This window comes from Amycolatopsis sp. NPDC057786 (assembly GCF_042797905.1).
GTDB lineage: Bacteria > Actinomycetota > Actinomycetes > Mycobacteriales > Pseudonocardiaceae > Amycolatopsis.
In genome coordinates, this window is sequence record NZ_JBHVKW010000064.1 from 41,746 (window position 1) to 51,048 (window position 9,303).

The 9,303-nt window shown below is 70.2% G+C and carries 8 protein-coding genes; 5 read left to right on the forward strand and 3 right to left on the reverse strand.

The window, feature by feature from the left end:
• The first annotated feature begins 9 nt into the window (after window positions 1–9).
• Window positions 10–753, forward strand: a complete 744-nt coding sequence (locus ACFVM3_RS27555; RefSeq protein ID WP_034313079.1) for a FadR/GntR family transcriptional regulator — start codon at window positions 10–12, stop codon at window positions 751–753.
• A 32-nt stretch (window positions 754–785) separates the two neighbouring features.
• Complete coding sequence (locus ACFVM3_RS27560) at window positions 786–1,520, forward strand: cache domain-containing protein (RefSeq protein ID WP_378442878.1); 735 nt, start codon at window positions 786–788, stop codon at window positions 1,518–1,520.
• 76 nt (window positions 1,521–1,596) lie between these two features.
• Here the strand turns inward: ACFVM3_RS27560 and ACFVM3_RS27565 are convergent, their stop codons facing one another.
• Complete coding sequence (locus tag ACFVM3_RS27565) at window positions 1,597–3,063, reverse strand: PucR family transcriptional regulator (RefSeq protein WP_378442879.1); 1,467 nt, start codon at window positions 3,061–3,063, stop codon at window positions 1,597–1,599.
• A 109-nt stretch (window positions 3,064–3,172) separates the two neighbouring features.
• On the opposite strand from ACFVM3_RS27565, the gene gabT reads away from it, so the two are divergent.
• Together gabT and ACFVM3_RS27575 are read left to right on the forward strand one after the other, a co-directional pair.
• Window positions 3,173–4,504 carry a 4-aminobutyrate--2-oxoglutarate transaminase gene (gene gabT, locus ACFVM3_RS27570; RefSeq protein WP_378442880.1) on the forward strand — a complete coding sequence of 444 codons (1,332 nt, stop codon included), beginning with the start codon at window positions 3,173–3,175 and terminating at the stop codon, window positions 4,502–4,504.
• The gene (locus ACFVM3_RS27575; RefSeq protein WP_378442881.1) at window positions 4,501–5,931 is read left to right on the forward strand and encodes an aldehyde dehydrogenase family protein; all 1,431 of its coding nucleotides are present in this window, start codon (window positions 4,501–4,503) and stop codon (window positions 5,929–5,931) included. Before gabT ends, ACFVM3_RS27575 begins: the two co-directional genes overlap by 4 nt.
• A 39-nt stretch (window positions 5,932–5,970) precedes the next feature.
• Here the strand turns inward: ACFVM3_RS27575 and ACFVM3_RS27580 are convergent, their stop codons facing one another.
• Entirely contained in the window at window positions 5,971–6,732 is a 762-nt protein-coding gene (locus tag ACFVM3_RS27580; protein ID WP_378442882.1) for a helical backbone metal receptor, read from the reverse strand.
• Complete coding sequence (locus ACFVM3_RS27585; protein WP_378442886.1) at window positions 6,729–8,138, reverse strand: RNB domain-containing ribonuclease; 1,410 nt, start codon at window positions 8,136–8,138, stop codon at window positions 6,729–6,731. Before ACFVM3_RS27585 ends, ACFVM3_RS27580 begins: the two co-directional genes overlap by 4 nt.
• A 134-nt stretch (window positions 8,139–8,272) precedes the next feature.
• Here ACFVM3_RS27585 and ACFVM3_RS27590 point away from each other — a divergent pair, with 134 nt between their 5' ends.
• Window positions 8,273–9,238, forward strand: coding sequence for an AAA family ATPase (locus tag ACFVM3_RS27590; protein WP_378442883.1), 966 nt, complete (start codon window positions 8,273–8,275; stop codon window positions 9,236–9,238).
• Window positions 9,239–9,303: the final 65 nt, after the last annotated feature.

Consider the following 9,303-nt stretch of genomic DNA (forward strand, 5'->3'; position numbering starts at 1 on the left):
AGGGCCACCATGCGTAAGGGGATGTCGCACAGCGCGCGATCAGCGATGTTCGCTCCGCTCGACCAGATCGGCCGGGCGGAAGCGGTCACCGCGCGGCTGGTCGACGCCATCACTCTCGGGCTGCTGGCCGACTCGGAGCAGCTGCCGAGCGAAGCCGAGCTGGCCGCCCAGTTCGGCGTCTCCACCGTGACGGTCCGCGAAGCGCTCGTCGCCTTGCGACAGCAGGGCCTTGTCGAGACGCGACGCGGCCGAGGCGGCGGAAGCTTTGTGAAGACGCCTGCCAACCCTTCGGCCGCTTCGTGGCGAGAGCGCCTTCGCACGGTTTCGCTGTCCGAGCTTCGCGACGTCGGCGATCACTACCTCGCCATCGCGGGCGCCGCGGCCAAACTCGCCGCCGAGCGGAGTTCGCCCGAAGACATCGAGCGGCTCGAACTGGCGACCGAGGACATCCGCACGGCCACCGGCGCGGAGGCGTCGCGGGCCGAGCGCCAGTTCCATCTCGAAGTCGCCGCGGCCGCCCAATCGCCGCGGCTGACCAGGGAAGAAGTGCAGTTGCAGAGCGAACGAGGCGGTTTGCTGTGGTTGCCGCTCGAGCCGCACGGCACTCGCGAGAACGCCTACGCCGAACACCGCGCGATCGCCGCCGCCATCGCGCAGGGAGACGGCGAGCTGGCCAGGAAGCTCACCGAGGAGCACATCCTCGAAGCGATAGACCGGCTGGCGGACGTGCATTTAGACCTTCTGGCCCCTTAAGCTGCGGCATCCGCGCATCCGAGGTGAGCATCGTGAACGACACACCGTCCGCCGGTTCCGAGGTCGTCGAACAGGTATCCGCCCTGGTCGAGGACGTCTTCGGCAGGCTGAAGCCACTACTGGCAGGCGCCGAGGGGCTCCTGGCCGCCTCCACCGATGCCACCGCCGAAGACCTGCCCCGCCTCCGGCCGCAGGTCTTCGACGTCCTCGGCGGCCTGGTCGTCGGCGCCGGGTTCATCAGTGCGCCGAACGCGCTGACCGATCAGGAATTCGCCTTCGAATGGTGGACCGAAACCGGTGACGCCGAACCGGTGCAACTGGTGATCAGCCTCGATCCGGACAGCGAGAACTTCCTGGACTACACCCGGCAATCGTGGTTCACCGTCCCGCGTGACACCGGCCGCCGCCATATCAACGGCCCGTACGTCGACTACCTCTGCACCGACGAGTACACGCTGACGTTCACGGTTCCCGTCCAGCGTGATGGGGCGTTCGCGGGGGTCGTCGGCGCGGACATCTACGTGCGCGAGGTCGAGCGCCTGCTGCAGCTGAAACTGCGCGCGCTCGGCGGCCGCGCGGCGCTGGTCAACGCGCAGGGCCGGGTGATCGTGTCGAACAACGCGCGCCAGGCGACCGGTTCTTTGGTGCGCGACGTCGACGTCCCGGCGTGGTGGTCCGCCGGCGCGGAGCCGACCATGACGGAAACCGGCACCCACCTGCGACGCTGCGGCGACTCGCCGATCGCCCTGGTCAAGTCCGAGCGCTGACGGCTGAAGGACGCCATACCCGCGTCTGATGCGAGGCAAGCGCCCTTCACCGCGTCGCATGCGGGGAAAGCGTCCTTCAGCCCCCGGCGACCTGCAGCGCCAGCCAGAATTCGGCGCGCACACCGGGGGAATCGAGATCACGGCCGGTCAGCTCGGCGACCTTGCGCATGCGGTTGCGCAAGGTGTGCCGGTGGACGCCGAGCCGCGCGGACGCCAGATCCCAGTGACCGTGGTGTTCGAGCCAGCAGGTCAGCGACGCGACCAGTGCGCCGCGGCCGGTTTCGTCATGGTGCCGCAGCGGCGCCAGCAGACTGTCCGAAAACGCTTGCGCCGCTTGGGAATCGACCATCTCCAGGAAGCCGCGCCCGGCGTGTTCGGTGAACCGGACCAGCGGGGAACGCTCGGCCTTCGCCGCTTCCGCCGCCTGTTTCGCCTGCCTGAGCCCGGCCGGGTACTCCACTGTGGACACCGGATCGGACAGCCCGGCATGCAATCCGCCGATCCGGGAAGCCTGCTCGGCGACGGTCTCCACGTCGCCGAGCGCGACCACGAACGCCCCCGACTCGCCGAAGAACACCTTGTCTCCGGCCACTTCCGCGTCGAGCGCGTCGACGAGCGAGCGGCGCGCACCCGCGGAACCGGCGACCGCCAGCACGGACCACGGCGCTTCCGGAACACCTCCCCAGAGCGACAGCATCGTCCGCGTGGCGAGTTCCGCGTGCCCCGCGGCCAGCAGGTCGCACAGCCCTGACCTCAGCCGCCGCAAGGCGCCTACGTGTTCACGATTCTGTTCCAGGGCAAGGGAAAGCAACGACACCGCGGTGTTGACGATGTGCTGCCCCGCGGCATCGAGCGGCTCCCGGGTGCCGACGGCGAGCACACCCCGGGCACGGGTGTCGAGCGTCTGCAGGACGACCTCGTACTCCCCCGCCACCGTCACCAGTGTGCCCGCGCGCAGCCGCGCGAAGTCGTCCTGGAGTTCGTCGGCGAAGGGCCGCGCGGAAGGCGAAGCTTCGGTGACCGCGCCTGAAGAGTCGAGCAGAAGCACCCAGCCGTCGACCAGTTTCGCCAGCTTGCGCACCACACCGCCGGGCCCGCCCTTGCCGACGGCCGTCCTGGTCAGTTCCTGCTGCCCCTTGCCGGTGCGCACGAGCGAGGCGTACTCGTCGGCGGCGACCGCACGGGAGACCGCCCGAGTGATGGCGATGAACGGTGTCTTCCTCGGCACTTCGAGCACCGGCAGCCCGACCTCTTCCGCGGTGTCCACAAGGGACCGCGGAATGCTCTCGTGGCTGAGGCCGACTCCGAAACCGAGCCCCGCCACGCCGGCGTCGACGAGCCGCCTGATGTACCCGGGCGACGTGGTTTCATCAAGGGCGAGGCCGGTGGTCAGCAGCAGTTCGCCGCCTTCGAGGAAGGCCTGCGGATCGGTCAGTTCGGTGGGGTGGACCCAGCCGATCGCCCGGTCGAGCCCCGCCTCGGCCGCGCGCACCCGCAGGCCGAGCGGACGTTCGGCCACGAGGGCGGCGAGGGTCAGTGCCATGTTGTCCAACTCTACGCCTCGATATCGACAAGATGTCGAGCTGACGCGAACCAGGCGGGCTCCCATTCTGGAGAGCGACCCCGTCCCTCGCGTCCGCAGGAGTCTGGCCGTGACCGTCACCACCGAAACCCAGCGCAGGCTGCGCACCGAGATCCCCGGCCCCGCCTCGCGCGCCCTGCAGGAGCGACGCGCCGCCGTCGTCGCCGCGGGCGTGAGTTCGGTGCTGCCGGTCTACGTCACCTCCGCCGAGGGCGGCCTGCTCACCGACGCCGACGGCAACGTCCTGATCGACTTCGGTTCCGGCATCGCGGTGACCAACGTCGGCCACGCCGCCCCCGCCGTCGTGGACCGCGTCCGGGAGCAGGTGGGCCGGTTCACGCACACGTGTTTCATGGTCACGCCGTACGAGGGGTACGTCGAGGTGTGCGAAGCACTCGACAAGCTGACGCCGGGCACCCACGAGAAGCGTTCGGTGCTGTTCAATTCAGGCGCCGAGGCCGTCGAGAACGCGGTGAAGATCGCCCGCGCCGCGACCGGACGTCAGGCCGTCGTCGTCTTCGACCACGCCTACCACGGCCGCACCAACCTGACGATGGCGTTGACCGCCAAATCCATCCCCTACAAGCACGGTTTCGGCCCGTTCGCTCCTGAGGTCTACCGCGTGCCCGGCTCGTACCCGTACCGCGACGGCCTGTCCGGCCCCGAGGCGGCGCGGATCGCCATCGACCGCATCGAGAAGCAGATCGGCGGCGACCAGGTCGCGGCCGTCGTACTGGAGCCGGTGCAGGGTGAGGGCGGCTTCATCGAGCCCGCTCCCGGGTTCCTGCCCGCGCTTTCCCGCTGGTGCACCGAGAACGGTGTCGTGTTCGTCGCCGACGAGGTGCAGACCGGCTTCTGCCGCACCGGCGAGTGGTTCGCGTCCACGCACGAAGACGTCGTGCCCGACCTGATCGCCACCGCCAAGGGCATCGCGGGTGGCCTGCCGCTCGCCGCCGTCACCGGCCGCGCGGAACTGCTCGACGCCGTCCCGCCGGGCGGGCTCGGCGGCACCTACGGCGGCAACCCGATCGCGTGCGCCGCGGCCCTCGGCTCGATCGAGGTCATGCGCCAGGAGAACCTCGCGGCGTCGGCGAAGCGCATCGAGAACGCGGTGCTGCCGCGCCTGCGGGCGCTGGCCGAGGAGACCGGCGTGATCGGTGACGTCCGTGGCCGCGGCGCGATGCTGGCCGCCGAGTTCGTCAAGCCCGGCACCACCGAACCCGACGCCGACCTGACCAAGCGGGTCGCGCAGGCCTGCCACCAGGCGGGCGTCGTCGTCCTCACCTGCGGAACCTACGGCAACGTCGTCCGCCTGCTGCCGCCGCTGTCCCTGTCCACCGAACTGCTCGAAGAGGGCCTGTCGGTCCTGGAGCACGCTGTCCGCACGGAGGCCGTCAAGTGAGCACCTTTCCTTTCTGGGTAGCCGGAAAGCCGGTCACCAGCGGCGAGACCGTCGTCGTCCGTCACTCCTTCGACGGAAGCGAGGCCGGCTCGCACCACGTTCCGTCCACTTCGGACATCGAGACCGCGGTCCAGGCCGCGCACGACGTCCAGGACGAGTTCGCGACACTGCCCGCGCATGTCCGGGCGGGCGCGTTGGACCACGTGTCCCGAGTTTTGGGTGAGCGGTCCGAAGAGCTCGCACAGCTGATCACCGCCGAGTCGGGCAAGCCGCTGAAGTGGGCGCGCGGCGAGGTCGGGCGCGCGGCGTCGACGTTCCGCTGGGCCGCCGAGGAGGCCCGCCGGTTCTCCGGTGACCTGCAGCGTCTCGACACCGACCCGGGCGGCACCGGACGGCTCGCGCTGGTGCGCCGGGTGCCGAAGGGCCCGGTGCTGGGCATCACGCCGTTCAACTTCCCGCTGAACCTGGTGGCGCACAAGGTGGCACCGGCGATCGCGGTCGGCGCGCCGATCGTGCTCAAGCCCGCGCCCGCGACTCCGCTGACCGCGTTGCTGCTCGGCGAGATCCTCGCCGAGACCGATCTACCCGCCGGAAGCTGGTCGATCCTCCCGGTCAGCAACGAGGAATCGGCTCGGCTGGTGACCGATCCGCGCCTGCCGGTCGTGTCGTTCACCGGTTCCGTGCCGGTGGGCTGGGGTATCCGGGACAGCGTGCCGCGCAAGCACGTCGCGCTCGAACTCGGCGGCAACGCGGCGGTGCTCGTCTGTCCTGATTGGACGGACCTGGACTTCGCGGCGCAGCGGATCGCGACGTTCGCGATGTACCAGGCGGGCCAGTCGTGCATCTCGGTGCAGCGCGTCTACGCGCACGCCGACGTTTACGACGAACTCCAGGCGAAGGTGCTGGAGCAGGTGCGCGCGCTCGGGACCGGCAACCCGCGGACGGACGGCGTGGACGTCGGGCCGCTGATCAACACCGACGCCGCTTCCCGGGTGGAGTCGTGGATCGCCGCGGCCGTCGACGCCGGCGGGGAACTGCTGACCGGCGGGAAGCGCGACGGCGCGACCGTCGAGCCGACCGTGCTCGCGAACGTGCCGGAGGACGCGTCGGTGATGGCCGACGAGGTCTTCGGGCCGGTCGTGTCGATCACGCGTGTGGACTCGGTGGAGGACGGGATGCGCCGGATCAACGACTCGCGCTTCGGCCTTCAGGCGGGCGTGTTCACCCGCGACCTGCCGACGGCGTTCGACGTGTCCGCGAAGCTGCGTGTCGGCGGTGTGCTCGTCGGCGACGTGCCGAGCTTCCGCGCCGATCAGATGCCCTACGGCGGTGTGAAGGACTCCGGCGTCGGCCGCGAGGGCCCAGCGTCGGCGATGGCCGACTTCACCGAAGAACGCGTCACCGTCCTCACCGGCCTCACCCTCTGACCTGCCCGCATTTAGTCCTCTGGATGCGCTCTACCGCATTCAGAGGACTAAATGCGTGAGGTGGGAGTGGGCTTCGACGAGCGAAGGGCCGTACCAGGTCAGGTAGCGCCCGGAGACCAGGACGGGCTTCGCGCCGGGGAACGCTTCGGGACCGTCGTCCGCGGTGAACTCGTACGGCTCGTCAGGCAGCACGAGCAGGTTCGCCTCTCCGGCCGCGAAGCGCGCTTGGAGCTCGTCGAGCTTCGGGCGCGGGTAGCGCTCTTCGTGGTCCGCGTAGACGTTGCCGATCCCGACGCGATGCAGGACGTCGCCGCCGAAGGTGTCCCTGCCGAGCACGATCCACGGCTTCCGCCAGACCGGCACGACCGCGCGGAACCGCTCCGGCAGCGTCTCCCGCCAGATCTCTTCGGCCTCGACCAGCCACTCCGGCTCGGTGAGGTCGTAGGCCTGCGTCAAGATCCGCCGGATCGAGGCGAGCGCGCCGGGCACGGTCGCCGACGCCTCCATCACCCAGACCGGGATCCCGTTGGCACGTAAGCGTTCCACGTCCTCCGGCCGGTTCTCCTCGGAGTTGGCCAGCACCAGATCCGGCTCGAGTTCGAGCACCTTGTCCACGTTCGGGTACTTCGAGCCGCCCACCCTCGGGACGTCCAGATCGACCGGATGGGTGCAGTAGTCCGTGGCGCCCGCGAGCCTTCCCGGCGCGCTCACCTCGACGGCCTCGGTCAGCGACGGCACGAGCGACACCACTCGCGACGCCGGTTCGCGCAGCGGGACCACTTCGCCGAGATCGTCGATCATGCCCGCTCGAAGGACAGTTTCCGCTTGTCGACGTCCACCGCGGTGAGCCGGACCCGGATCCGCTCGCCTTCGGGCGGCTTCTCGCCCGCGCATTTGCCCATCACCGGCGGATTCTCGATCAGGATCTCCGACTTGGAGTCGTCGGCCCGCAGCACGATCGCGTCGAACTCCTCGCCGATGTGCTCGGCCATGACCCAGGCCTCGACCTGGTCGATGCAGGCACGCTCGACCTTCGCCGCCAGCGTGTCGGACGCGGTCATCTGCTCCGGCACCTCGGAAAGCGCCGCGCGGACCCACTCGGGCACCTCGCGGCCGGCGCTCACGGCGAGACAGATCTCGGTGGCGAACCGGTCGACCAGCCGCCGGATCGGCGCGGTGACGTGGGCGTACGCGCCGCCGATCCCGGCGTGCGTGGTCAAGGCGGGCAGTTCGCCGTCGAAGGCGGTGTACCCGGCGCCGCGCAGAAGCCTGGTGGTGTCGGCGAAAAGCGCCATGGACGCGGGCTGACCGGGATCGAGCGCGGCCAGGAACTCCGACACGCTCTTGCCCTCGGGCCAGTCGATGTTCAGCGCCTGCGCGGACCGGCGCAGCCATTCGATCGCTTCGGCGTCGGGCTGGGGCAGCGTGCGCAGGACCCCGATCCCGGCGCCGATCATGATCTTCGCCGCGGCCATGCCGGTGAGCAGCGAGATCTCGGCGTTCCACGCGTCGACGTCGTTGCGCGGCCGCTGGATCAGCGCCCAGCCGCCGTCGGGATCGCCGCTGATCTCCTGCTCCGGCAACTGCAGTTCGACCGCGCCGCGCCGGATCGCGAGTTCGCGGCGCAGACGGCCCAGTTCCGGCAGGGCGGCGACCGAAGGATGCGGGTCGCCCGCGTCGATCGCCGCCTGGACGGTCTCGTAGTCGAACTGTTCGGTGGACCGGACGAGCGCCCGGCGGACGTTGGTCGCCGTCGGCTCGCCGCTCGCGTCGACGTCGATGGTCCACAGCACGGCGGGCCGGGTCTCCCCCGGCAGCAGGCTCGCCGCGCCCTCGGACAACACCGGCGGATGAAGCGGGACGTTCCCGTCGGGCAGGTAGAGCGTCTGCCCGCGGCGGCGCGCCTCCTTGTCGAGCGCGCCACCCGGCGGGATGAACGCGGCCAGGTCGGCGATCGCGTAGTGGACCCGGAACCCGCCGCCGTCGACGCGTTCGACCAGTACCGCCTGGTCGAGGTCCTTGGCGCCGGGCGGGTCGATGGTGACGAAGGGCAGGCCGGTGGCGTCCTCGCGTTCCCCCGCCGAATCGAGCGGGTCGACGACCGCCGCCTCCGCCTCGGCGAGCACGTCGGGCCCGAACGACTCCGGCAGCGAGAACTCGGCCCGGAGGTGACCGAAGTCCCCTCCTGCCGCGTGTGTCCTGATCACGAGTGGAGGCACCACCCAACCCTATCCCGATCCGGCGCCGTTGATCGCCCGTTCGGGTGCGGGCCGGTCGGGTGTACGTTACGGACCGAAATGAAAACCGATACCCTTTTCAAAACGACAGGAAGGGCCGTGGCGTGAAGATCGCGTTCGTCGGGAAGGGCGGCAGCGGGAAGACCACGCTGGCGTCGCTGTTCACCGCGTACCTGGCCGGCGGCGGGAAACCGGTTCTGGCGATCGACGCGGACATCAACCAGCACCTCGCCGTCGCGCTCGGCGCGAGCGAGGAAGAGGCCATCGCGTGGCCGACGCTGGGCGACAACATGGGCCTGATCAAGGAGTACCTGCGCGGCGACAACCCGCGGATCGCCGACCCGGCCTCGATGATCAAGACGACCCCGCCGGGGCGCGGGTCGCGGCTGGTCCGGCCGTTCGAGGACAACCCGATCTTCGAGGCCTGCTTCCGCGAGTTCGGCGGTGTGCGGCTCGGCGTCACCGGGCAGTTCGACGAGGACGACCTCGGGGTCGCCTGCTACCACTCGAAGGTCGGCGCGGCGGAGCTGCTGCTGAACCACATGATCGACGACGCGGGCGAATACGTGGTCATGGACATGACCGCCGGCGCCGACGCGTTCGCGTCCGGGCTGTTCACGCGGTTCGACGTGACGTTCCTGGTGTGCGAGCCGACCGTACGCAGTGTCGGCGTGTACCGGCAGTACGCCGACTACGCGCGGGACTTCGGCGTGCGGCTGGTCGTCGTGGGCAACAAGGTCACCGAAGACGAGGACATCGAGTTCCTGCGCGAAGAGGTCGGCGACGCCCTGCTGGGCTGGATGGAGAACTCGCGGCACGTGCGCGCCGCCGAACGCGGCCGCGCGCGCCCGATCGGCGAACTCGAGGCGCACAACCTCGCGACGCTGGGCTCGATGCTCGCGACCGTCGACGGCGAGCAGCGGGACTGGGCGCGCTACCAGCGGCAGGGCGTCGAGTTCCACCTCCGCAACGCGCGGGCGTGGGGCAGCGGGCGGACCGGGGAAGACCTCACCGCGCAGGTGGATCCGGAGTTCGTGCTCGGGCCGGCGTTGGCCGCGCAGGACGCCTGAGCCGCGGTTCGGCACGTTGCGAAAGCCACTTTCGCAACGTTGAAGGTTGCGAAAGTGGCTTTCGC